This window comes from Odoribacter laneus YIT 12061 (assembly GCF_000243215.1).
GTDB lineage: Bacteria > Bacteroidota > Bacteroidia > Bacteroidales > Marinifilaceae > Culturomica > Culturomica lanea.
Genome location: NZ_JH594596.1, coordinates 1,137,751 through 1,163,049 on the forward strand (window position 1 = coordinate 1,137,751; position 25,299 = coordinate 1,163,049).

18 protein-coding genes are annotated in these 25,299 nt (G+C 41.0%); 11 read left to right on the forward strand and 7 right to left on the reverse strand.

All coding sequences use genetic code 11. The annotated features are described in order from the left end of the window. Positions 1-114 precede the first annotated feature (114 nt). From hutI to HMPREF9449_RS04820, 3 genes are all read left to right on the forward strand, one after another. Positions 115-1,368 (forward strand): imidazolonepropionase, encoded by a 1,254-nt coding sequence (gene hutI / locus HMPREF9449_RS04810; protein WP_009136115.1) that lies wholly within the window; start codon positions 115-117, stop codon positions 1,366-1,368. Positions 1,369-1,522: 154 nt separating this feature from the next. Further along, positions 1,523-3,226: a glutamate formimidoyltransferase gene (ftcD, locus tag HMPREF9449_RS04815; RefSeq protein ID WP_009136116.1), complete on the forward strand. Its 1,704-nt coding sequence runs from the start codon at positions 1,523-1,525 to the stop codon at positions 3,224-3,226. A 213-nt stretch (positions 3,227-3,439) separates the two neighbouring features. Further along, complete coding sequence (locus HMPREF9449_RS04820) at positions 3,440-6,082, forward strand: calcium-translocating P-type ATPase, PMCA-type (RefSeq protein WP_009136117.1); 2,643 nt, start codon at positions 3,440-3,442, stop codon at positions 6,080-6,082. A gap of 153 nt (positions 6,083-6,235) precedes the next feature. Here HMPREF9449_RS04820 and bioC read toward each other — a convergent pair whose 3' ends face one another. The 6 genes from bioC to HMPREF9449_RS04850 all read right to left on the reverse strand — a co-directional run bounded on the left by bioC (position 6,236) and on the right by HMPREF9449_RS04850 (position 11,575). Next, positions 6,236-7,006: a malonyl-ACP O-methyltransferase BioC gene (gene bioC, locus HMPREF9449_RS04825; RefSeq protein WP_009136118.1), complete on the reverse strand. Its 771-nt coding sequence runs from the start codon at positions 7,004-7,006 to the stop codon at positions 6,236-6,238. Positions 7,007-7,075: 69 nt separating this feature from the next. Further along, the gene (locus tag HMPREF9449_RS04830) at positions 7,076-7,738 is read right to left on the reverse strand and encodes a pimeloyl-ACP methyl esterase BioG family protein (protein WP_009136119.1); all 663 of its coding nucleotides are present in this window, start codon (positions 7,736-7,738) and stop codon (positions 7,076-7,078) included. 23 nt (positions 7,739-7,761) lie between these two features. Further along, complete coding sequence (locus tag HMPREF9449_RS04835; protein ID WP_009136120.1) at positions 7,762-8,919, reverse strand: aminotransferase class I/II-fold pyridoxal phosphate-dependent enzyme; 1,158 nt, start codon at positions 8,917-8,919, stop codon at positions 7,762-7,764. A 35-nt stretch (positions 8,920-8,954) separates the two neighbouring features. Next, complete coding sequence (gene bioA / locus HMPREF9449_RS04840; RefSeq protein ID WP_040611638.1) at positions 8,955-10,241, reverse strand: adenosylmethionine--8-amino-7-oxononanoate transaminase; 1,287 nt, start codon at positions 10,239-10,241, stop codon at positions 8,955-8,957. A 23-nt stretch (positions 10,242-10,264) separates the two neighbouring features. Beyond that, the gene (gene bioB / locus HMPREF9449_RS04845) at positions 10,265-11,224 is read right to left on the reverse strand and encodes a biotin synthase BioB (protein ID WP_009136122.1); all 960 of its coding nucleotides are present in this window, start codon (positions 11,222-11,224) and stop codon (positions 10,265-10,267) included. A gap of 9 nt (positions 11,225-11,233) precedes the next feature. Beyond that, positions 11,234-11,575: a hypothetical protein gene (locus HMPREF9449_RS04850; RefSeq protein WP_009136123.1), complete on the reverse strand. Its 342-nt coding sequence runs from the start codon at positions 11,573-11,575 to the stop codon at positions 11,234-11,236. Between the two features lie 239 nt (positions 11,576-11,814). Here HMPREF9449_RS04850 and HMPREF9449_RS04855 point away from each other — a divergent pair, with 239 nt between their 5' ends. The 4 genes from HMPREF9449_RS04855 to HMPREF9449_RS04870 all read left to right on the forward strand — a co-directional run bounded on the left by HMPREF9449_RS04855 (position 11,815) and on the right by HMPREF9449_RS04870 (position 17,514). After that, positions 11,815-14,790 (forward strand): PEP/pyruvate-binding domain-containing protein, encoded by a 2,976-nt coding sequence (locus tag HMPREF9449_RS04855; RefSeq protein WP_009136124.1) that lies wholly within the window; start codon positions 11,815-11,817, stop codon positions 14,788-14,790. A gap of 680 nt (positions 14,791-15,470) precedes the next feature. Beyond that, positions 15,471-16,145, forward strand: a complete 675-nt coding sequence (gene queC / locus HMPREF9449_RS04860) for a 7-cyano-7-deazaguanine synthase QueC (RefSeq protein ID WP_009136125.1) — start codon at positions 15,471-15,473, stop codon at positions 16,143-16,145. A gap of 5 nt (positions 16,146-16,150) precedes the next feature. Beyond that, positions 16,151-16,693, forward strand: coding sequence for a 6-pyruvoyl trahydropterin synthase family protein (locus HMPREF9449_RS04865; protein ID WP_009136126.1), 543 nt, complete (start codon positions 16,151-16,153; stop codon positions 16,691-16,693). Then, positions 16,651-17,514 carry a 7-carboxy-7-deazaguanine synthase QueE gene (locus HMPREF9449_RS04870; RefSeq protein ID WP_232211406.1) on the forward strand — a complete coding sequence of 288 codons (864 nt, stop codon included), beginning with the start codon at positions 16,651-16,653 and terminating at the stop codon, positions 17,512-17,514. Before HMPREF9449_RS04865 ends, HMPREF9449_RS04870 begins: the two co-directional genes overlap by 43 nt. A 10-nt stretch (positions 17,515-17,524) precedes the next feature. On the opposite strand, the gene HMPREF9449_RS04875 is transcribed toward HMPREF9449_RS04870, so the two are convergent. Then, on the reverse strand, positions 17,525-19,447 hold the full coding sequence (locus HMPREF9449_RS04875; RefSeq protein WP_040611639.1) for a RecQ family ATP-dependent DNA helicase: 1,923 nt from the start codon (positions 19,445-19,447) through the stop codon (positions 17,525-17,527). A 295-nt stretch (positions 19,448-19,742) separates the two neighbouring features. Here HMPREF9449_RS04875 and guaB point away from each other — a divergent pair, with 295 nt between their 5' ends. The 4 genes from guaB to HMPREF9449_RS04895 all read left to right on the forward strand — a co-directional run bounded on the left by guaB (position 19,743) and on the right by HMPREF9449_RS04895 (position 25,289). Next, the gene (gene guaB / locus HMPREF9449_RS04880) at positions 19,743-21,212 is read left to right on the forward strand and encodes an IMP dehydrogenase (RefSeq protein WP_009136129.1); all 1,470 of its coding nucleotides are present in this window, start codon (positions 19,743-19,745) and stop codon (positions 21,210-21,212) included. A 203-nt stretch (positions 21,213-21,415) separates the two neighbouring features. Further along, positions 21,416-22,150, forward strand: a complete 735-nt coding sequence (locus HMPREF9449_RS04885) for a peptidyl-prolyl cis-trans isomerase (protein ID WP_147640021.1) — start codon at positions 21,416-21,418, stop codon at positions 22,148-22,150. Between the two features lie 128 nt (positions 22,151-22,278). Next, positions 22,279-23,613, forward strand: coding sequence for a peptidylprolyl isomerase (locus tag HMPREF9449_RS04890; protein ID WP_009136131.1), 1,335 nt, complete (start codon positions 22,279-22,281; stop codon positions 23,611-23,613). A 128-nt stretch (positions 23,614-23,741) separates the two neighbouring features. Beyond that, the gene (locus HMPREF9449_RS04895; protein WP_009136132.1) at positions 23,742-25,289 is read left to right on the forward strand and encodes an OstA-like protein; all 1,548 of its coding nucleotides are present in this window, start codon (positions 23,742-23,744) and stop codon (positions 25,287-25,289) included. Positions 25,290-25,299 lie beyond the last annotated feature (10 nt).

Consider the following 25,299-nt stretch of genomic DNA (forward strand, 5'->3'; position numbering starts at 1 on the left):
TATATTGTATACCTTTCTCCTCTATCGTAAGAGAGAAAAAGGTTTTTATACAAACGTTTTAAATATCGGGCTTTTTTCCTATTTTAGTGCCTTCATTAAAAATAAATCATACTTATGAAAACATTGATAACAAATATAAAACAACTGGTACAGACCGAAAAAACACCTCGTAAATGGGTTGCCGGAAAAGATATGGCTCAGCTGGAAACAATAAGTCATGCTTATTTGTTGGTGGAGGGGGAAAAGATCGCAGCTTTCGGTCCTATGGAAGAACTCGATCGCGAAGAAATCGAAAAAGAAAGTGGAATTTTAAAAGAAATCGATGCGACGGGACGTTTGATATTACCTTCTTTCTGTGATTCTCACACGCATTTGGTGTATGCCGGTAGCCGGGAAATTGAATATATCGATAAAATCAAGGGATTGTCTTATGAAGAAATTGCCCGCAGAGGAGGCGGCATCCTGAATTCAGCACAAAGAATCCGGGAAACGAGTGAACAGGAATTATACGATTCGGCTTTAATACGGCTGGAAGAGATAGCCATGTACGGGACCGGAGCCGTGGAAATTAAAAGCGGGTATGGTTTGGATACCGAGAGCGAACTGAAGATGTTAAGGGTAATCCGCCGGCTGAAAGAAAGTACACCCTTACTGATTAAATCCACCTTTTTAGGAGCCCACGCCCTACCGGCTGCTTATAAACACGATCAAACAGGATATGTAAATCTGATTATCAACGAAATGATTCCTGCTGTAGCGGCTGAAGATTTAGCGGACTATATAGACGTATTCTGTGACAAAGGCTTTTTCACTGTAGAAGATACCGATCGCATATTAAATGCAGGGATGAAATACGGAATGCGTGCGAAGATACATGCCAATGAATTGGATTACTCGGGTGGTGTACAAGTCGGTGTAAAATACAATGCCATTTCTGTAGATCATTTGGAATATGTCGGAGAAGAAGAGATTGATTGTCTTTTATCAAGTGAGACGATGCCAACCGTCTTACCGGGAGCAGCTTTTTTTCTGAATATGCCCTATTCTCCTGTGCGCCGGATGATCAATGCCGGTTTACCGGTAGCTTTGGCTTCCGATTATAATCCGGGCTCCTCTCCTTCCGGCAATATGAAATTCGTCATGTCTTTGGGATGCATCAATTACAAAATGTTACCGGAAGAAGTCATTCATGCAACGACTCTCAATTCGGCTTACGCCATGGGAGTCGAAGAAGAAGCCGGGAGTATTGCGGTAGGTAAATGGGCTAATTTTTACATTACCACTCCTGTTCCGGGCATAGAGTATCTTCCCTATGCTTACGGCAGCCATTTGATTGATGCCGTTTTTTTGAAAGGGGAACAAATGTAAAGTTTTAACCGAAGATGCTCCTTCGCAAATAGCCGGAAAAGAAAGATGAAAAGTGTTCCTGAAATCAGATATAAAAACGAAAGGCAGACTTTTTCATCCAAATATTTATAAAACTAGATAAAAAGGTGGAACAACTACTTTTAAAATAAAAGATATGAAAAAACAACTTATTGAATGTGTTCCTAATTTCAGTGAAGGAAACGACATGAATATTATCAACCAGATTACCGCAGCGATGAAAACGGTAGAAGGTATTAGTGTTATCGATGTCGATCCGGGTAAAGCCACGAACCGCACAGTAGTGACTATGGTGGGGGAACCGGAAGCGGTCTGTGAAGCTGCATTCCGGGCTGTAAAAAAGGCTGCGGAACTCATAGATATGACAAAGCATAAAGGGGCTCATCCCCGTTTTGGAGCTACCGATGTATGTCCTTTAATTCCGGTTTCCAATATCACGATGGAAGAAACGGTAGACTATGCCAGAAAATTAGCCGAACGCATAGGGAAAGAATTGCAGATCCCGGTTTATTGCTACGAGTTTGCTGCTTTTACTCCGGAAAGGAAAAATCTGGCTGTTTGCCGGGCTGGGGAATATGAAGCCTTGGGAGAACGCTTGGGAAGTGAACAATGGCATCCCGATTTCGGACCGCGGGAATTAAATGCCCATACGGCTAAGACAGGAGCTACAGCTGTAGGAGCCCGGAATTTTCTGGTGGCTTATAATGTAAATCTCAACACGACTTCTACCCGGCGTGCCAACGCCATTGCTTTTGACGTCAGAGAAAGAGGACGGGTAAAACGGGAAGGAAATCCGATTACCGGAAAACCTGTCAAAGATGAAAATGGGAAGAACGTCATGATTCCGGGAACTCTTAAATCGGTCAAGGCTATCGGTTGGTATATTGAGGAATATGGTATCGCACAAATTTCCATGAACCTGACAGATATTTCAGTCACTTCTGTGCATGAAGCTTTCGATGAAGTTTGCCGGAAAGCTGCCGACCGGGGGATCCGGGTAACCGGCTCCGAATTGGTCGGGGTCATTCCCTTGCAAGCCATGTTGGACGCCGGACGTTATTTTTTACGGAAACAACAACGTTCTACTGGCGTATCGGATAAAGAACTGATAAAAATTGCCGTCAAGTCATTAGGTTTGGACGAGCTTTATCCTTTTGACCCACAGAAAAAAATTATTGAATACATATTGGAAGAAGAAGCGAACAAGGGACAAAAAAAGTTAATCGACAGGACGCTGACGGATTTTGCTGATGAAACGGCTTCGGAATCGCCGGCTCCCGGAGGCGGATCCATCTCTGCTTATATGGGAGCTTTGGGAGCTGCCTTGGGTACCATGGTAGCGAACCTTTCTTCCCACAAACGGGGTTGGGATGAACGTTGGGAAGAATTCAGTGACTGGGCTGAAAAAGGAAAAGCTTTCCAAATACAATTGATGAAATTGGTGGATGAAGATACCAATGCTTTCAATAAAATAATGGATGCTTTCAGTCTGCCTAAAAAAACAGAGGAAGAAAAAGCGATCCGGAAACAGGCTGTACAGGAAGCGACCCGCTTTGCCACAGAAGTACCCTTCAAGACAATGCAACTTTGTTACGAATGTATGTCTGTAGCCAAAGCTATGGCTGAAATCGGAAATCCGAATTCTGTTACAGATGCTGGTGTGGGAGCCTTGGCTGCCCGGGCCGGCGTAGTGGGAGCATTCCTGAATGTAAAAATTAATGCATCCGGCTTAGACGATAAAGCATACGCAGAAAAAATAATCCGGGAAGGGGAAAATGTCGTCGAAAAAGCCGGACAATTGGAAGCAGAAATTTTACAGATTGTCCATTCTAAAATTTAAACTTCGTTTTTAGAGGAAAAATTAATAATTCAAGGGGGAAGGGTGTCCTAAAAGGAATTTTCAGACACTCTCCCCCTTATTATTATAGAAACATATAATATCTTTCTTTTACATATTTTATTAACAAACATTTAAGAAAAATTTCAATACGTATAAGGAATAATCTCCAATTTAATTAATTTTGGAGGGTTATAAAAAGTACACTTGAAGACGATGGAAAATAAACATTACGCTGGTTTATCAAAGCAACAGGTAAAAGAAAGCCGTGAAAAACACGGAGTCAATCTTTTGACCCCTCCTACCCAAGTTCCTTTGTGGAAATTATTTTTGGAAAAATTTAAAGATCCTATTATCCGGATCTTGTTGGTTGCAGCAGCTCTTTCCTTAATTATATCCATCCTTCACAATGAGTATGCGGAGACCATCGGAATTATTGCGGCTATTCTATTAGCTACTGGTGTAGGGTTTTGGTTTGAAATGGATGCCAATAAAAAATTCAAACTGCTCAATCAGGTCAATGATGATATTCTGGTTAAAGTCATCCGGGATGGTAATATTCAGGAAGTTCCCAAAAAAGATATCGTTGTCGGAGATATCGTTGTGTTGGAGACAGGTGAAGAAGTTCCAGCAGACGGGGATTTACTGGAAGCCGTTTCTCTTCAGGTAAACGAATCGACTCTAACCGGAGAACCGGTGATTGATAAAACGACCCATCCCGAGGAATACGATGTGGAGGCGACCTATCCTTCCAACCGAATTCTGCGGGGAACTACAATTGTCAACGGGCATTGTATTTACGAAGTAAAAACAGTAGGTGACGCTACGGAATTCGGAAAAGTAGCGGAAAAGTCTACAGAAATCACCGATGATAAAACCCCGCTCAGTAAACAATTAGAGCGTCTGGCACATTTTATCAGTATTGTCGGGTTTATTGTTGCAGGGCTTACTTTCTTTGGTTTATTAGGAAAAGATATCATTGAAGGTGTATTTACTTCCGAAAATCTTTTCACTTTGGATACTGCCGGCAGAATATTAAAATATTTTATGGTGGCCGTTACCTTGATTGTCGTTTCTGTACCGGAAGGCCTGCCGATGAGTGTCACCTTAAGTTTGGCATTGAGTATGAGAAAAATGCTGAAGACAAATAATTTAGTCCGGAAGATGCATGCTTGTGAGACCATGGGGGCTACTACTGTTATCTGTACAGACAAGACCGGTACGCTGACACAAAATCAAATGCAGGTATACCAAACCAACTTCTATGCTCTTGCAAACCAGAAGTTGGGAGAGGATCAAACCAGCCAATTGATAAAAGAGGGTATTTCTGTGAACTCTACGGCCTTTCTGGATTATACAGACCCGGAAAAAATCAAGACGTTAGGAAATCCTACAGAAGCAGCACTGCTTTTGTGGCTGCACTCCCAAGGGGTGAATTATATAGATTACAGGGAAAATGCTTCAGTTGTCGAACAGCTTACGTTTTCCACGGAACGGAAATATATGGCTACAATCGTGAAAGCTTCACAAGGAGAACAGCTCCTCTATATAAAGGGAGCTCCCGAAATTGTATTTTCTAAATGTAGCCGCGTACTCACTGCGGAAGGTTTAAAGCCGGTAGCAGAATATGGAGAAGAGGTGGAAAAACAACTCCTCGCCTATCAAAATCAGGCTAGGCGTACTTTAGGTTTTGCCTATAAAACAATAAATTGTAAAGGAGGGGATTGTATTGAAAAATTTGCAAAAAGCGACCTTATCTTTCTGGGGATAGTCGCTATTTCAGACCCTGTCCGGCCAGACGTTCCTGCGGCAGTACAAAGATGTCTGAATGCAGGGATCGATGTAAAAATTGTGACAGGCGATACACCGGCTACTGCCCGGGAAATCGGAAGGCAAATCGGAATCTGGAAAGAAGGAGATACCGCAGAACAAATCATCACGGGAGTAGATTTCGAAAAACTGCCCGATCCGGAAGCCGCCCAGCGCGTTTTAAAATTGAAGATTATGTGCCGGGCCCGTCCTACAGATAAACAACGTTTAGTAGAACTTTTAAAACAATCAGGAGCTGTTGTGGCCGTAACGGGAGACGGGACGAATGATGCTCCGGCTTTAAATCATGCCGATGTAGGATTATCGATGGGAACCGGAACTTCCGTTGCAAAAGAAGCCAGTGATATTACACTTCTGGACGATTCTTTCAACAGCATCGCAACTGCCGTCATGTGGGGACGTTCCCTCTACCACAATATACAACGCTTTATCCTCTTCCAACTGACCATCAACCTCTCGGCTCTCCTGATCGTACTGCTGGGCTCTATTTTCGGACAGGAACTGCCCTTGACTGTAACCCAAATGCTATGGGTAAATATGATTATCGATACTTTTGCTGCAGCAGCTTTGGCTTCCCTTCCTCCCAATCCGAATGTAATGGAGGAGAAACCCCGGAAATCCACAGATTTCATCATCACCAAACCTATGCGCAACCGTATCATTGGTATCGGTATTTCCTTTACGATCATTTTACTGGGATTAATGTACTATTTTACCAACGAAGAGGGGGTAATTTCCCGCTATAATTTATCGGTATTTTTCACCACTTTTGTCCTGTTGCAATTCTGGAATATGTTCAATGCCAAGGCTTTTATTTCTGGTAGTTCTGCATTTAAAGGTCTTTCGAAAAGTACAGGATTTCTAATTGTCATGGGTCTCATTCCCGTTGGTCAGTTTCTGATAGTGGAATTCGGAGGAGATGTATTCCGTACTGTGCCCCTTTCTTTGAAAGACTGGGGAATAATTATCGGTCTGACATCTGTAGTCCTCTGGATGGGAGAAATAGTCCGTCTGTTCCGGAAAAAATAAAAGACATCGTAATATTAAGCCGGAAAGATAGAGAAGGATATTTCCGGCTAGGAACAGCTCCCTGTTTCTCTGATGAACGAACTCAGAACCGAAGGTTCGTTCATCCAGACTTCGACAGAAGATATTCCTCTGGTGTAATTTCCGGAATTTTTATCAGTCTGGACGACAACCCTTCTTTTTACGGCATACGAAATACATCGGGTGATAGGTCAGGGGAAGCCCCCGGGAAGAAGAAAACAACAAACGGTATTCTGCACAAAAATGGTCTAAACGACCTTTTGTCCAGCCATCGGCTCGTCCTACGGCATTTACGCCGGTACGTTTTATATGTCGTATAATGTCTATCGGATCTGAAAAATAAAGAGTATGCTTTGCCTCTTCTGTATACAAAACGTCAAAATCCTCAGCCAAAAGTTTCGTCCATTCTATCCTGTCCGGATAAACAAGTCCCTGATGAGTAATTGTTTTTAATTCATACAAATTTTCTTTCCCAAAAGTACTGAATGCCAATATTCCTTCTGTTGTCAGATGTTCAGCAAATTTCTTAAATACAGCTTTCGGGTGATTCAACCATTGAAAAGTAGAAGAGGAAACAATCGCATCAAAAGTACCGGGCAAAGGTATACATTCAATATCCCCCACCAAAAAATGATTCCGGTCAATTTCACATACAGCGGAAGTTTTACAACACATCTCCTCTACAATATCATTGATAACCAAAATAGAATCTTCACATTTCCGTTTTAGCTTACGGGTAAATAAACCGGTACCACATCCCACTTCCAAAATACGAAACAAAACTTCTTCCGAATACTTCTCCAGTAACTGAAAAAGTCTTTCAGCAATCAGCTTTTGCACCGTGGCATTTTCTTCATAACTTTCCACACTACGACGGAAACGGCATTTTATCTCTGTTTTATCCATATCGCCCTATTATTTTATAAGCATATTTTGCCATTTCATTGATAATCAACACCTATACATCTGATTATATCAATCTTTACTTTTCCAAATATCTTCCCAAGTCCGAAAGAAATAAAAAGGATAATGAGCCGTCGGTAAACTTTCAGTTGGAACTCCTCTCTTTTCCCACCAATTCTGTTGGTTCTCCACAGGGAAGATAAGGTCCTTTTCCGAAACATAAGCTCTCTCCCATTCCAAGGTATGCTGATACTTTTCACATTGGGTACGGATGGCCTGTAATTCCTGAATCTGTCCCGCCAATTCCCGTTCCGGCCGACAAGAAAAAAATTCCTCTTGTTCTTTCTGGCAGGTAAACATACGGGAGAAAAACTTTTCTCTTCCCTTTTCGTTCATACGCTTTTCCGTCAGCAAATAGACAGGAGAGGGAATTCCCCAACGGTTGTCTACCGGTCTCTCCGTACCATTAAAAGCCACCAGATGCCCGGGCTGTATCCCCCATTCCGGTAAAATATTGGCAGCAGCCCAGACTCCCATCGACCAAGCCACGACATTTATTTTTTTATATCCGATAAAAGAAGGCGTGGAATCCGTATTCAAAGTACGGTAATCCCAACACACTATTTTATCCATCTCTCCTTCCAAACGGGGAAAAGTCCGTTTGTCCATTCCCCAACCGTTAAAAAAAACAACTACCTGGTCCGTATTATTTTTAACAAGCCACTCTATTCGCATCTTTTTGAGAATTAATTCTGCATTTATTCAAGACATCCGAGAAATTCAAACAGACATTCGTAATCTTCTGCCGGAATAGCAGCATTTAACGAAAAGCGAATACGGGCTTCGTTTTTAGGTACGGTCGGATACCTTACGGGCAGAGCAAAGAATCCATTATCCCGGAGTAATTCAGCCATTTCCACGCTACTCTCATTTGAACCACATAGGAAAGGTACAATATGAGAATTTCCTCTGGTCTCAAAGCCGTTGTCTACTAATACTTTTCGCAATTGATCTGCCGTATGGGCCAATTTGATCCGTAATTCATAGAAGTCGGGCATGTGATTCAATACAAAACGGGTCCAGGCAACATTAATCGGAGGCAATGCCGTCGTAAAAATCAAACTTCTTTGTGTATTCACCAAAAATGCTTTAAATAATTCCCGACAGACCACAAAAGCTCCCATAGAAGCAAAAGCTTTTCCGAAAGTTCCGACAATAAAATCGATATCTTCTATACAGGCTTGTTCTTCGCTGCATCCCAACCCATTAGTTCCCCTCACTCCTACAGCATGGGCTTCATCTACATACAAAAAAGCTTCAAATTCTTTCTTGATTTCGCAAAGTTCCTGCAAATCTGCCAAGTCTCCATCCATACTGAATACTGATTCCGTAACGATAAAGACATTTTCATATTTTTCCCGGTGTTGTTTTAAAAGACTCCTTAAATGTTCCGTATCCAAATGGTGGTATCTCAACATTTCGGCTTCACTCAGCCGCATCCCATCAATAAGGCTGGCGTGTACTAACTTATCCGCGATGATCAGATCGCGTTTTGAAGTCAATGCCGGTAAGATACCAATATTAGCATGGTAACCGGAAGTGAAAACCAAAGCTGCCTCCTTTGCATACAAATCGGCTAAATCCGTTTCCAACATTCCGTAGTATTCATGATTCCCGGATAACAAACGGGAAGATACGGCACTATAAGGCAAGGCTTTCACATCGGTTTGTTCGTAAAATTCTTCCAATAACTTCGGATAAGAAGATAAGCCCAGATAGTCATTGGAAGAAAGATTCAACATCTCCCGTCCTGCGTCGTGAATCAAAAAACCATTATGCTGTATATTCCGCAATTTCCGGTAATTCCCGGCCTCTTTTATTTTTTCTAATTTATGAGTATAACGTTCTAAATTCATACCTTGTTTCTTGTATAATAAACAAATCCCGGTCTTTATGCTTTTATTTCCCTGACGACCTTCAATAAAGCCGTCGTCAACCGTTGCAATTCCTCCGGACAAATAACGAAAGGAGGCATAATATATACTAATTTACCGAAAGGTCGTACCCATACACCTTCCCGAACAAAGGCGGCCTGAACTTCTCCCATCCGAACGGGTTCTTTCATCTGTATAACTCCTATAGCACCCAGTACGCGTACTTCTTCTACCTGTGCATACGCTGCAGCCGGAGCCAGTTCTGTTTTCAACTGATCCTCTATTTTCCCAATCATTTTTTCCAGGTCATAACTCAATATTAAGTCGACAGACGCCCGGGCAACGGCGCACGCTAACGGATTCCCCATAAAAGTCGGACCGTGCATAAAGACATAGGGATCTTTTGAACAAATACCAGAGGCGACCTTTTCGCTGGCCATGGTAGCTGCGAAACTCATATATCCTCCCGTAACAGCTTTGCCGATACACATAATATCCGGAGAAATACCGGCATGCTCTACTCCCCACAACCTTCCGGTACGTCCAAAACCGGTAGCAATCTCATCACAAATAAGTAGCACATTATACCGATTGCATAATTCCCTTACTTTTCTAAGATAGTCAGCTGAATAAAACCACATTCCTCCCGCCCCTTGTACAATAGGTTCCAAGATCACCGCCGCAATATCCTGCTGATTCTTTTCCAAACATTCTTTAAAAGGACGAATATCTTCTTCCCGGCATTCTTCCCCATAACGGCAAGCCGGATGTTCGACAAAATATTGTATTGGTAAACAACCCTGAAAAATACCGTGCATCCCGGTAACGGGATCGCAGACAGACATAGCGTTCCAGGTATCTCCGTGATAGCCCTTTGTCAGCGTCAGAAAATGTTTTTTACTTCTGTTTCCGGAAGCATACCAATATTGCAAAGCCATCTTCATCGCCACTTCCACAGCAACAGAACCCGAATCGCAAAAGAATATTTTGTCCATTCCGGCAGGAGCTACCGACAGTATTTTCTCGGCCAACTCCACAGCCGGCCTATGTGTAAATCCACCGAACATAACATGTGACATTTCCTGGATCTGCTTTTCAATGGCAGCATTTAAAACCGGATGATTGTAACCGTGTACGGCACACCACCAAGACGACATTCCGTCTATTAAACGCCGCCCGTCTTCCAGTTCGATATAAACTCCTTCAGCCCTTTTCACCGGATAGACAGGTAAGGGATCTAACGTAGAAGTATAGGGATGCCAGATATGTTCCCGGTCGTATTTCAAAACGTTATCTATATCCATTTTTATTTTCATTGATTATTTTATTAATCTGTTGTAAATCCCAAAGCCTTCACTTTAACCATATCTTCTTTTACCTGCGAACCGATTGTCGTCAGCAAATCACCTACGATCGCAGCATTGATTCCGGCTTGTATGGCTTCTTCTTCTATATGCCGAATCAGCATTCTTCCTCCGGCAAAACGCAAAAAAGCCGTCGGATTGATAAAACGGAACAGTGCTATCGTCGTTAATATCTCCTCGTCTTTTAAAGGAGGCATCTTCTCTAAAGGAGTGCCGGGTATAGGGTTAAGCACATTGATCGGAATAGATTTTATACATAAGTCCCTCAAAGTAATAGCCAGGTCTATCCGATCTTCCATCTGCTCCCCCATTCCGATAATCCCTCCGGAGCATACTTCCATCCCTACTTCCCGGGCCGCATGTATAGTCTCCATTTTATCCGCTGTCGTATGAGTCGTACACAATTGAGAAAAATAATGGGGAGATGTTTCCAGATTACAATGGTAACGAAGTATTCCCGCTTCTTTTAAGCGCTGCAACTGGGATTTTTTCAACAATCCCATGGAAGCACACAAATGAATATCTGCTTTTTCCTTTATTTTCCGGGCATATTCACAAATCTTATCGACGTTTCTGTCAGAAAGGGCACGCCCGCTAGTCACAAAGGAAAATTTATCCACTCCGTAAGCTGCATTGGACAATGCCAGTTCTATACAAGTTTGTTCGTCTATCAATTCGTACTCCTGTATATGCGTCTTAAAGACAATAGATTGAGCACACCATTTACAATTTTCCGAACATCGTCCGGAACGGGCATTAATGATGGAACAAGTGTCAAAGTGACGGCCGCATTTCTGATCCCGTATCTCACCCGCTGCTTTATATAAAGCCATCTTATCCGTTAATTCACTTAGCTTTATCGCTTCCTCCCGGGTCAATTGTCCCCCCTCCAATACTTTTTTTTGCAATGTAGAAACCAACATATTTAATCATTAAAAAAGGGATATACAGTGTTTCACCGTCATATCCCCCAGTTTATATTTCTTTTCTCTATCATTTTTGTTTTCATCAGGACATACCTCACCTGCAAAAGCCAGATTACACCTTTCCCTTATCTCCTTCCAAACCGGACAATTTTCTTCAGCTTCTGCACAAGTATCTCTATTTACCATAATTCCCCGCCGGGCAGCTTTTAGCAAAACACTGCCATACATATGCAACGCTAAAACTGAAATACATATATTCTTTCCTAAAGCGGCAAATACAGCAAAACCTTTCCTACTCCAACAAGAAAAGTATACCTTGCTCCTATTTGAATTTATGTATTGCTTCATTCTTTTTTTCTTTATGACTGAAATCAGGCTTTCGGTCTTAAACGTCTTGACAAAGGAGCGGCAAGTTACTAAAATTTTGTGAAAATAAGGCACATTACAAATTTTATCCGTTTCTTTTCCCTTTCGACCTGCCCTTTCCAAACCCAAGAACGGATAACGGCTGTTTTATAAACCATTTTTTTTTAGTAATATTGCTGTTAGACGTTTTCAGCATTCGGATAATAGAAAAATAACTTCCTATGGAAAAAATCGATTTACAACGTATTTATAAAAGGAAAAAAACAGACCGGGATATTTTTCAGGAACTCATGGCTTTCAAAGTAAAAGAAATCCTACTCATTGCCAATTATTATGATGCTTATACCATTGAAAGGGAAGGACAATTTACAGATAAGGTATACGGTGAATATTTGCAGGTCAATCTCTATACAGCTCCCCGCTTTATTTCCGTAGCCAGTGAAGAAGAAGCCTTGGACGTATTGGCAAAGCGGAAAATTCATCTGATCGTTATCATGGCAGGTCTGGACAAACAAACACCTCAATTGATCAGTCTGCATCTAAAGAGTAAATACAAAGATATTCCGCAGTTGATGCTCGTGAATAACAATGCGGATTTAGCTTATTTCGACAGCATTGAAGACCAACTCAGTCAGAGTATAGAACGGATCTTTGTCTGGAACGGTTCCACCAAGATTTTTTTGGCTATGGCCAAATACATCGAAGACAAGGTGAATTTAGAGACGGATACCCGCTTAGGAGATATACGGGTTATTCTGTTGGTAGAAGATTCCATACGTTATTATTCCCGCTATCTTCCTTTGTTGTACAGTGAGATCGTCACCCAGACACAGGAACTGATCCGCAATGAACCGGAAAATGACGAGCTAAGTCTGATCATGAAGATTCGGGTACGCCCCAAAGTAATACTTGTGAGTACATTCGAGGAAGGTGTAGCCATCATCGACAAATACCGGGACAATTTACTCTGCGTTATTTCAGACGTAAAATATAGCCGTAATGGCGTAGAAGACGAAGATGCAGGGGTCGATCTGATTGAATATACCCATCAGGCGGACGACAAAATTCCCTGCCTGTTGCAAAGCCACGACGTGGAAAATGCCAAACGGGCCAAGGCGGTTAATGCTGAATTTATCAACAAAAATTCTGTAACCCTATCACATGAAATTACTCGTTTTATTAAAGAAAAACTGGGATTCGGAGATTTTATTTTTAAAAATAGTTCGGGAAAACCGATTGACAAAGCCAGTTCTATAGAAGAATTCAAGCATAAATTAACCACCATCCCCGATGAAAGTTTAAAATACCACTCCATTCGCAACGGTATTTCCACCTGGTTTATGGCCAGAGGTCAAATCAGTCTGGCAAAGCGTCTGAGACGATACCGGTTTGAAGATTTTAAAACAGTAGATGAAATCCGTCGATTTATCCTTCAGGTTTTTGAAGGCTATGAATTAAAAAAAATCAGGGGCAGGATTATCAATTTCCGTCCTCAGCTGGTGAACAGTAATCGTTATATCGTCAGTTTGGGCAAAGGATCTTTCGGAGGAAAAGGCAGGGGAATGGCTTTTTTATCCAATTTTATAGAAAATGTGTCCTTTAGAAAGTTAATCCCTGAATTGAAAATTGCCATTCCGAAAACAGCTATCATCGGAGTGGAAGAATATGATAACTTTATAGAAATCAACAATTTAATTCAGACTATATATACAGAGAAAAACTATGAGATAGTTAAAGATGCTTTTATCAGAGGTAGTCTTTCCCTCCAACTGAGACAGAAATTGAGAAGTTACCTGGAAATCATGAAAAGGCCGTTAGCGATCCGCTCTTCCGGGCTTTTTGAAGATTCTCTCAGCCAGCCATTTGCCGGCGTTTATGCTACTTATCTTATTCCCAATAACCATCCCGATCTGGAACGTCGTTTACAGGAATTAGAGACCGCTATCAAACTTGTATATGCTTCGATATATACGGACGATTCCCGGGCTTATTTTAATGCAATCGACTATGTGATCGAAGAAGAAAAAATGGCTGTCATCATTCAGGAAGTGGTTGGCCAGGAACATAATGGCAAATACTACCCGAATGTGAGCGGAGTGGCTCAGTCCTATAATTTTTACCCTTTTTCTTATATCAAGCCGGAAGACGGTTTTGCTGTCATAGCTGTCGGTTTAGGGGCCTATGTGGTGGGAGGTGAAAAAACATACCGTTTCTGTCCGCGTTATCCCCGTTTACAGCTGGCTTCTATTCAGGATATGATGCGGGATTCTCAGAAATATTTTTACGCCATCGACTTAGGGCGCTCGGATTACGATCTGGCTAAAGACGGGGAACAGGCGGCTATTACTTCTTACGATTTGAAAGAAGCCGAGGCTGACGGAACCTTGACATACAGCGCTTCTGTATATGATTTTCTGAATGAACGGATCGTATACGATTTCAATAGCCGGGGCAGCCGGATTGTCAATTTCCCAGGACTTCTGGAATATGATCAGATTCCTTTGCCTAAAACATTGGACATTTTACTCGACATCTTTTCCCAGGCAATGGGTTCTCCGGTTGAAATAGAATTTTCATTGAATATCGAGAATCAAATACCTACTCTTTATCTATTACAGATCAAACCCTTGATAAAAAATGATTTTTGGGTGGATATCGACCAATTGCCTATTGATACACAACGGATGTTGATGCGGGCGACAAAAGGAATGGGAAACGGTAAAATAGAAAATATTCAAGATGTCATTTACATCGATCCGGATAAGTTCAATCGTTTGAAAACAGAGGAAATGGCCGAAGAAATTAAAAGCTTAAATCAAAAGATGACAGCTCTCGACCGGAATTACCTGCTGATCGGACCGGGACGTTGGGGAACCCGCGATCCTTTGACCGGTATTCCGGTTACCTGGTCGGATATTTCCAAAGCTCAGGTGATTGTCGAACAAGGATTGAAAGACTATCCTCTGGATGCTTCATTGGGTTCCCATTTTTTCCATAACGTTACCTCTATGAAAGTCGGTTATTTTGCTATTCCCTACGACTCGGGAGATTCTTTTATCAATTTTGATATTTTAAAAAAACAAGAAACAGTAGAAGAATTAAAATATGCCCGGCATATTCGTTTCACCGCCCCTTTGACGATACTCATGGACGGTAAAAAACAAACGGCTGTCATCCTTTATGGAGAAAATGAATGAGGAAAGGATAAATTAAAAGTGCTCAACAGGAAACGAAGGGAACGCTTATCGTTTCCTGAAAAAGTCAGAAAAGCCTAGGTTTAATTTGCTTTTTTATTTTTTCTCAGGTATTCCTCCGCCTTATTTCGGGAAAGAGCTGGAGGCTCCGTTCGCTATTTTGTATAGTCAGTCTCCCCTAAAACGCAGATGCTTCCTCCTTTTAGTCACACTTCGTGTGCCTAACGTCGGCGGACAACCCTGCGTTTTTTAACAGTACGACTTCCTGACAAAATTACGCTCTCTCCCGCCATACCTCTTTCCCGAAACAAGGCTCCGGCTCCAAACACAGGAACTTTGAGAAAACATTTAAAGAAGCGACGAGGGGAGGATTTGGCGGGCATCGGAGGTCATTTGTGTTTTTCAGTCATTGCGGGAAGGAGCGTCTTTCTGTGCGAAAGCGGAGTGTGAAAAAACACCATTTGTCCGCCGACGTTAGGCAGGCTTTGCCTGTCTAAAAGGAGGAAGTTTTGGTGTTTTAACGGAGCTTGAGCTTACAGAAAAGCGAGTGAAGCACGACTGAAAAACACAAATGACCGGAGAAGGGAGAACAAATTAAACCTACATTTGATTACCTAAATCGACCAGCCTTGAATTTGTCTCTATTCTGAGTTTATGTTATCTTTGTCCGCAAAAGAACGGGAATGAAAAAAGCGATTGTATTGTTATCAGGGGGGCTCGATTCTTCTACAGCTCTTTACGTAGCTAAAAACGAAGGATTCGATGAAGTATATGCCCTTACTTTTGAATACGGGCAAAAACACGATAAAGAAATTGAAAGTGCCAAGGCAGTTGCTCGGGCGGCAGGGGTAAAAGAACACAAATTTGTCCGCTTACTGTTGAATCAATGGGGAGATTGTTCGTTGACAAATCCAGCCGTACAAATCGATAAGGGCAATGTCAACCGTACAGACATTCCGGCAACGTATGTGCCGGCCCGGAATATGGTCTTTCTTTCCGTTGCAGCTTCCTATGCCGATGCACTGGAAATCAGCGATCTGTTTATCGGAGTGAGTGAAACAGATTATTCCGGCTATGTCGATTGCCGGGAAAGCTTTATAAAAGCCATGGAAGAAGCCGTTAATCTCGGTACGGTACTGGGGGCAGAAAAGAAGCGGAGAATCACCATTCATGCTCCTTTTTTACATATGACCAAAGCTGACGAAATTCGGTTAGGAATAAAATTAGGTGTGGATTTCAGCTTGACGTGGAGTTGTTACCGGGGAGAAGAAAGACCTTGCGGCACTTGTGATAGTTGTCTTCTGCGAGCCAGGGCTTTCGCTGAGGCAGGAATAGAAGACCCTCTTCTGAAAAAATAAAAGTTATGATTATCCGAAAATTATTTAAATTCGAAGGAGCCCATATTGTCCGGAATTGTTCTTCTCAGCAATGCCGGGAAAATATACACGGTCATTCTTATATCGTAGAAGTGTTCATTCGTTCCGATAAACTGGATCGCGGTTGCATGGTCATGGATTTCAGTTTGCTGGATAAAGTAAAGATGTTTATCGAAAGTTTTGACCACACTTATTCACTTTGGAAAGGTGAGGCAGAAGAATTGAAACATTTTATTTATAAATATAATCGTCGGGTAGCGGAATTTCCCCTTTCCCCTTCTGCCGAAGGATTTGCCCTTATCTTTCTCTATGTCATAGATCTGATCCTGAAAAATACCCGTTTCGAAAACGGAGAAGGCAACATAGAAGTCTCCTCTGTACGGGTGCATGAGACAGCAACGGGGTATGCCGAAGCATTCCGGGAAGATTTACAAGAGGTACATTTTTCTGTGCGGGATATACACTTTTCTCCGGGAATTACAGAACAATGGAAAACAGCCGATTGGTGGGAAAAATTAATAAACGCCTGAGTTTTATGTTGCATCTGGCCAAAGACGGTATCTTTCCCATTGTCAAAGACGCGGCAGGGCATCCCCTCTCCTCCCTTCCGGCCTCGGGTTTCCCCTTTGCGGGGACCATCCAGGGGGAAGGAAAGTTATGTGGAATACCTTCTCTTTTTGTGAGAGTTGCCGGTTGTAATTTACATTGCCATTGGAGCACTTCCGAGGGAAAATTAACGGAATGCGATACGGCCTATGCCGCATATCGTTTACAAAATACTTTTTCTCTGGAAACAGAAGAAATTTGTAGACTCATCCGGGCTAATACAGAAAATTTGGATCATATCGTGATTACCGGAGGTGAACCTTTTTTACAGGCGGATGCACTCACAAACTTATGTAAAGCTTTAAAACAAAGCCGGAAATACCACGTGAGCATAGAAACAAATGCCACCTTATACGACAAAGATTTGGTGGAACAAATCGATTTTTTCAGTCTTTCACCTAAATTAAGCAGCTCCCAGTCCCCTGCTTTCTCCGGAAAACAAAAATCAGGAGTCCCCCTGAACCCTCTTTGCATTCAGCAATTCATAGACCATGCCCGTTCGAATGGAAAAGATTTCCAATTAAAATTCGTATATACAGCAACAAAAGATATTCAAGAAATTAAGACCCTGCTTTCCTCCCTGAAAAAGTGGCATAAATCGGATATACTTCTTATGCCTTTAGGAACCATTCCCACTGAAGTTCAAGCTCATAGCCGGGAAACACTCCGCCATTGTCTGCAAAACGGATGGAGGTATTGCGACCGGTTACATCTCACCTTATTTGGTCCGAAAGAAGGAGTTTAACCGGAATATTCTATTTTCCGTTCAGATCATTTTTCCGGATGGCCAATAAAGTCGGCTGTTTATAATAAATCACATTATCATCAAGCAATTCCCTCAATTCTGCTATTCCCTCTTCCCTCTCTGTATCGTCCAACTGGTACAACAATTCTTTTATATTCCAGTCCTTTTCCCCCAGCAAATGCAAAATTGATTCTTTTATTTTTTTCCTGTCGGGCAAATTTTTCTTCTTTTTCCGGCTTAAACAAATATCGCATATCTTGCAAGTTTCCTTTTCCTTTTGGCCGAAATACTGCATCAGCATTAATTGACGGCAATCTTCTTTCTCTTCTACATACCGTACGACAGCATTGATTTTCGCTGTATAAGCTTGCTTCCGGTCTTCGTAAGCCTCAGGCGATATCTGTAAATAAGATAAAGGTAAACGAGGTTGGTGGTAAACAATATAAGGCCGGTCATTCCCCGGAATATAACTGACAATCTTTTTCTTGGCCAGAGAAAGCAAAACCTCATACATCCTTACCCCTTTTATACCGATCTCCTCTGTCAGATATGTCTCACTGATATATACATATTTCGTAAAAATTCCCGGATACTTACGCATAAGTATTACCAACACCTTCTCTTCATATTCATTCTCCGGTATAAATTCGTTCAATTTTTCCCGGCTTACCGAAAAACAAATGCGGGAACGGGAATGAATATCGGTCGTACATTCGATATATCCTCCTACTTGAAGAATATGAATAGCAGAAAGGGTACGACTATAATCTAATTCAAAATTTTTCACAAAAACTTCCGGATCAAATTCAAAAGCATATCCTTGTCCGCTTCCTTCCGCAATCTGAAAATAATTCCCCAAACATTCGTAAACCTGTTTGATGTACTTCTTCTCAGGAAAATCTTTTGTAATCCTGGTTTTTAAAGCCGTCAATGCAGCCTGATTATAAAGTAATACAGCATAAGCCTTTTTCCCATCCCGTCCGGCCCGTCCGGCTTCCTGAAAATAAGCTTCTAAACTATCGGGAATATCAAAATGTATCACGATGCGCACATCCGGTTTATCGATGCCCATACCGAAAGCATTTGTAGCCACCATTACCGGAACTTCATCCTGTTTCCATTTTTCCTGCTTCTTTTCTCTTTGCTGAGTATTCAAACCTGCATGATAAAAATCGGCCTTTATCTTATTTCCGTTCAAAAAATTTGCCAATTGCTCGGCCGTCTCTCTCTTACGGGTATAGACAATTGCACAGGCAGATAGTTTCTGCAAAATATGAAGTAATTCGCCCAATTTATCTTCTACTTTCCGAACAATATAAGCGATATTTTCTCTCCGGAAACTTTTAGACAAGACATGAGGAGCGGCAAATTTTAATTGTTTCTGAATATCTTCCGTTACCACCGGTGTTGCTGTCGCTGTCAGTGCCAGAACCGGAGCTCCCGGAAAAAATGTACGTATTTCTGCGATTCTCAGATAAGTGGGACGAAAATCATATCCCCACTGAGAAATACAATGAGCCTCATCCACAGCAAATAAACATATTTTCATTTGCTTTAAACGCACCCGAAATTTCTCAGAAGCCAAACGTTCCGGAGAAATATAAAGGAACTTCATTTTAGCACCTATACATTTATTAAGGATAGATTCGGCTTGTTCCCGGGACATACCCGTATATATCGCTTCAGCAGAAATTCCCCGGTGTTTTAAATCTTCAACCTGATCTTTCATTAAAGCGATCAATGGGGTAATAACGACACACATACCTTCTTTAGCCAATGCCGCTATCTGATAGGTGAGAGATTTTCCTCCTCCGGTCGGCATCAGGGCCAAGGTATCCTTTCCGGCTATTACAGAGCGAACGATCTCTTCCTGTAAAGAACGAAAATCTTCGTATCCCCAATATTGCTTTAAGATATCTTTTATATCCTTCATAATAAACCCTCCTCTCCCCGGCAAATATACAAAAAGATCCATTTGCAATAAGAAAAAGAAAGATGGAATGCGGTAAAATGTACAGTATCAATGTTCTCCTATACTTCCTTGAAAAATTATTCAGCAGACACAAAGTATCCCCAATCTTCTGATCTTCCGGAATTTTCGATTACACCTTTGAACAGATAAACCATTCAACACCTGATCATTCTTCTTCAAAAAAAGTCTAAAAACAGATTTTCTACGGGGATTTTTAGTAATTTCGTCCCAATATTTTAATTCAAAATCATTTACAATGTCGTTTATAGAAGATAGAGTTACTGCCGAAGGATTAACCTTTGATGACGTACTATTAGTGCCGGCATATTCGGAAATACTGCCCCGTAATGTGGATTTGACTTCCCGCTTTTCCAAGGGAATAGAATTAAAAACTCCCATTGTTTCTGCAGCTATGGATACGGTAACGGAAGCGGCTATGGCCATAGCCATAGCCCGGGAAGGCGGAATCGGAGTTATTCACAAAAATATGACCATTTCAGAACAAGCCCGTCAGGTAGAAATGGTAAAAAGAGCTGAGAACGGAATGATCTATGCGCCTGTAACCATTCAACCCTATAAAACGGTAAAAGATGCACTGGATTTGATGAAAGAATTTAAAATTGGAGGGATCCCCGTTGTCGACAACGATAATATACTGGTAGGAATTGTAACCAACCGGGATCTAAGGTTTGAAACCCAAATGAATCGTAAAATTCAGGAAGTGATGACCAGCGAAAAACTGGTCACAACAACCGAAAGTACAGACTTGCAAAAAGCAGCTGAAATCCTTCAGCAATATAAAATCGAAAAACTTCCAGTCGTAGACAAACACAACAAATTAATCGGCCTGGTAACTTATAAAGATATCACGAAAGCAAAAGACAAACCTCTGGCTTCCAAGGATACCAAAGGGCGTTTACGGGTAGCGGCAGGTGTCGGAGTTACTGCCGATACAATGGAAAGAGTTGAAGCTCTTGTCAAAGCGAATGTGGATGCGATTGTCATCGATACAGCTCATGGTCACTCCAAAGGAGTCATCGATATGTTACGCAAAGTAAAAGACACTTTTCCCAGGCTGCAGGTAGTCGTTGGAAATATTGCCACAGCGGAGGCTGCTATAGCACTGGCTGAGGCCGGAGCGGATGCGGTTAAAGTCGGCATTGGTCCCGGCTCCATCTGTACCACCCGTATTATTGCAGGTGTAGGGGTTCCTCAACTGACCGCCATATACAACGTAGCTAAAGCGATGAAAAAATATGATGTACCGGTGATTGCTGACGGGGGACTGCGTTATTCGGGAGATATCGTAAAAGCATTAGCTGCGGGAGCCAGCTGCGTCATGGCCGGTTCTCTGTTTGCCGGCGTAGAGGAATCACCAGGGGAAACCATAATTTATAATGGACGTAAATTCAAATCCTACCGGGGCATGGGCTCGCTGGAAGCCATGCAAAAAGGATCGAAAGACCGCTATTTCCAGGATGCAGAGGACGATATAAAAAAATTAGTTCCGGAAGGAATTGTAGCCCGCGTTCCTTTCAAAGGTTCCCTTTACGAAGTCATATATCAGATGATAGGAGGATTAAGAGCCGGTATGGGTTATTGCGGAGCACCCGATATCGAAGCCCTGCATCAAGCCAAATTTGTAAAAATCACCAGCTCGGGGATAACAGAAAGTCATGCTCATGATGTAACCATTACCAGTGAGGCACCTAATTATAGTAGATAATAAAAAGCAAAACTCCGCACCGGAAGTTTTGCTGCTGCAGAATTTCCGGTCGCCCGGCTTTATCTGTCCTGTTTTTGTAATTATATAAACCGAACGAAATGAAATTTTGCTTTATAATTTTTTTCTTTTCATTCCTTTTTTCCTGTACATTTCGTCAGCTTAAAGACGATAAACCTGTAGTTAAGGTCTTCGACTCGGAATTAATGTATTCTGAAGTATTGGCATTTATCCCTTCCGGGACTTCCCGTGAAGATAGTATTTTAATGTCCCAGAACTATATCCGAAACTGGATTACCAAAAAGTTACTCCTTCACAAAGCCATAGAAAATCTTTCGGAACAAGAAAAAAACATACATAAACAAGTAGAAGATTACCGTACCTCTCTCCTCATTCATAAATACAAACAAAAATTGATTGCACAGAAATTACAGGCAGAGATCAGGGCACAGGATATCGAAAATTACTACGAAGCCAATAAACAAAATTTTATACTGACGACTCCCGTCGTAAAAGCTATATTTTTTATTATCCCCAAATCGGCTTCCAATATTAAAGAAGTAAAGAAATGGTTTCGGTCGGAAGAGGTAAAAGACCGAGAGAAACTGGAAGAATACTGTATTACCAATGCCAAAAAATTTGACGATTTCGAACACAAATGGATCGAATCCAAATATTTAATTAACCTATTTCCCCCTTCTTCCGGAGAATTGGAAAAAGAAATTTTATCTCTAAAATACATTGAAAAAGAAGACGAGGAAAATTTATACTTCCTCAAAATTCAGGAAATTTGCAAAGAACAGGAGATTGCTCCCGTAGATTATGTGAGAGACGAAATTATTCTGATTTTAAAAAATAAAAAGAAACTGGAATTTGAAAATGAACTCGACAAAAGGATTAACGAAGAGGCTCTGCGTAAAAATTATGTCAAAATCTACTAAAATCCATGGAAAAATAAAAATTGAAAATTGAAAATGTGAGAAACATTCTCAGGTTTCAATAAAATGTATTAGTTTAGAGGGCTGATTGAGAAATACACATTTAATACAAATTTATAAAATAAAATAGAATGAGAAGAGGCTTTTTGTTACTAACAATATTATATTGCAGCAGCTATATTTTCGCACAAAATAATGTGGTAGATAAAATCATTGCCATTGTAGGGGAAGAAATCATTCTGAAATCTGACATTGAGAATGAGTTTCTACACGAACAGGGACAAGGTCTCATATCCACAAGCAGTGATTACCGGGCTGAAATTTTAGAGAGGCAACTGATGCAAAAGCTACTGCTGGCACAAGCAAAGCTCGATAGTATTTCCGTTACAGAAGACGAAGTGGAAAACGAAGTAAACTCCCGCATACAATATCTGACATCAAATATCGGTTCCAGGGAAAGACTGGAAGCTTATTTTGGGAAAAACATAGAGGAAATCAAAAGTGATATGCGTGCCCCCATCCGGGAGAAACTGATTACAGAAATGATGCAACAAAAAATTGTAGAAAAAATCAGGAGTACTCCTTCCGAAGTAAAGACATTCTATAAAAAACTACCGAAAGATAGTCTGCCGGATATACCGGATAAATACGAAATCCAACAAATCGTTATCAAACCTACAGTAAGTGAAGCTGAAAAAGAACGGATACGGGAAAAATTAAGAGGTTTCCGGGATCAGATTTTGAGTGGAGAAAAGACTTTTAATACTTTAGCCGTACTTTATTCGGAAGACGGTTCTGCTGTCCGGGGAGGCGAACTGGGATATTCCACTAAAAGTATGTGGGATCCGGCTTTTGCAGAGGCTGCATTCAGTTTGAAGCCCGGAAAAATTTCTAAAATTGTGGAGTCTGAATTCGGTTTTCACATTATACAGCTCATAGACAGACAAGGAGAAAGAATAAATGTCCGGCATATTATTTTACAGCCTAAAATATCTGATTCAGAACGGGAAGCAGCTATCCATCGACTGGATTCCATACGGCAATACATCCTGGACCAGGAAATGACATTTGAAGATGCCGCTTATTATTTTTCTACAGACAAACAAACCCGGAATAACGGAGGACTTATGTCGGGTAAAAACGGCGATTCCCGCATCGAAAAAGCCGAAATCGAAGGGGATATGGCCAAACAAGTAAACCGCATGAAAGTAGGTGAAATTTCAGAACCTTTTGTTTCAAAATCAGAAGCCCGGGAAGAGTATAAAATCATAAAAGTAAAAGCTTTCTATCCTCAACACAAAGCAAACCTGGAAGACGATTGGCAAATATTCGAAATGTTACTGAAGAATGAAAAACAAATGGATAAACTAGAAAAATGGATTAAAGAAAAACAAGCAAATACCTATATCCATATCGATGATTCATATAAAAATTCCAAGTTCCGTTACGACGGTTGGATAAAATAGTTTATTCCGGAACTTATTCTTCTATGTATCGTAAAGAAATATGACAAACTGAAGAGGAAAGTTGCACAGCCTTCTTTCCTCTTCTATAAAATAAAAATCCCGTTTGCCCCTTTAGAAAACGGACTTAAATGAAAAAGAAGTTGAAAATATTTTCCCCTGTCTCTTTCCGGTTATTCGATCGGCAATGGATTAAAAATAGCCTCCTTCTCATTTGTCTGACAGGAATGATTGTTCCGGCTGTTGCCCAACAGAAAACCACTATACGGATCTTACATGCCGATTTCTACAAACCGGAAACCGATCAGGGACGGAATAAACTGATCGGAAACGTAAAGCTGAAACACGAAGATATGTTGATGGACTGTGACAGCCTTTATCAGTATGCCGATAGTAATTATATCGAAGCCTTCGGAAATGTACATGCCGTCCAAAACGATACTTTAAATTTATGGGGAGATTTTATGACTTACAACGGAAATTCCCAACTGGCCAAAGTACGGAATAATGTGGTATTAAAAGATCCTGAAATTACCCTTACGACGGATTTCCTGGATTATAATGCTTTTACCAAAATCGGATACTATTTTAATAAGGGAACCATTAAAGATAGTGTGACGACCCTTATCAGCGATGAAGGGTATTATTTTACACAGGATGATCAGATGTTTTTTAAAGATAGTGTAAAAGTATATACCCAAGGTTATGAGCTGTACTCCGATACGATGAAATATCATACAGTTACTAAAATAATATCGATATTAGGACCGACGACCATATACGGAGACAACAGGACCCTCTATTCGGAGGACGGTTGGTACAATTCTTTGACAGCACATGCCGAATTGTATAAAAATAATAAAATCACCTACAACGAATTTTGGGGAAAAGCCGACACTATGTATGTAGACAGTGTCAGCAATACCGCTATTCTTAAGAATAATCTGCATTTATACGATACCGTAAACAATATAATTGTAGAAGGTAATTACGGAGAAGTCTTAAAAAATAACGATTATGCTTATGTGGTCGATCAGGCCGTATTGACTCTAGTGGGGAATCCTGATTCTCTCTTTGTTCACGGAGATACTTTATCCGTTAGCAAAGATACAGCAGGTAATAATGTACTAAAAGCTTATTACCACACTAAATTTTTCAGTCCCCAATTGCAAGGGGTATGCGATTCGATGGCCTTTCCCGTCGCAGATTCTACCGTTTATCTTTCCGGAAGTCCCATTGTCTGGGCCAGCGGCAACCAAATGACAGCTACAGCTATCGATATGCTTATGAATAATAATGTCATACAGGAATTTCATCTGAATGATAAAGCAATGATTATCAATCAACTGGATACAATTAAATTCAATCAGATCAAAGGTCGTAATATGATCGGACATATGAAAAATAACGAACTCTATCTGGTAGATGTGGATGGAAACGGAGAAACGCTTTATTATCCCGATGACAAAGGAGTCATTATTGGCATGAACAAAGCCTTGAGTTCCTACATTAAGATATTTATAGAAAACAGAAAAGTCAAGGATATTATTTTTATAAAAAAACCTGAAGGACAATTAAATCCCTTATTTTTAATCGAACCTCAGGAAATGAAATTGAGGGATTTTCAATGGCATATTGAGAAAAAACCTTTACAAAAAGAAGATATTTTTTTAAAATAATTTCAGCGAC